General features: G+C 64.2%; 1 protein-coding gene. It reads left to right on the plus strand.

The window, feature by feature from the left end; translation table 11 throughout:
- Nucleotides 1-603, plus strand: a 603-nt coding sequence (locus tag ACFPPB_RS20395) for a transposase (protein WP_377330502.1), incomplete at its 5' end; no start/stop codon positions are given.
- Nucleotides 604-611: the final 8 nt, after the last annotated feature.

Raw genomic sequence — 611 nt, forward strand, 5'->3', positions numbered from 1 at the left:
GAGGTCAATGGTGTCTACACGCAGGCGTTCAACCGGCGCCATACCCGCGTCGGCCATGTGCTGCAAGGTCGCTACAAGGCGATCCTGGTCGACAGGGACAGCTATCTGCTGGAGCTGTCGCGCTACATCGTGTTGAACCCGGTGCGCGCGAAGCTGTGTGCTTCGGCCGCCGACTGGCCATGGAGCAGCTATCGGGCAGTCATGGGCAAGGCAACGGCGCAGGACACGCTGGCGGTCGCCGAGATGCTTGAGCTGTTTTCGGCGGATCGCGGCGTGGCGCGGCGAGCATTCGCGCGCTTTGTGGCGGAGGGTGCCGGGGTCTCATTGCCGGAGAACAAGCAGCAACTGTTCCTCGGCGATGACAACTTTGCGGAGCGGATGGTGGCGCGCGCCCGGGCGCCTTCACCTGAGGTGCCTCGAAAGCAGCGAGCGCAGAAGTCGCTGGCGCAATACGAACGTGCGGCATCAGATCGTGACGGCGCCATTCGCGCCGCCTACGCCAGCGGCAGCTACACCTTGAAGGCGATCGGCGAGCATTTCGGCTTGCACTATGCGACGGTAAGCCGCATCGCTCGAAGTGGCATGTGGCAAGACAAGACCTGACCCTGAGG

Source organism: Rhodanobacter terrae, assembly GCF_042657005.1.
GTDB classification, from domain to species: Bacteria; Pseudomonadota; Gammaproteobacteria; order Xanthomonadales; family Rhodanobacteraceae; genus Rhodanobacter; species Rhodanobacter terrae.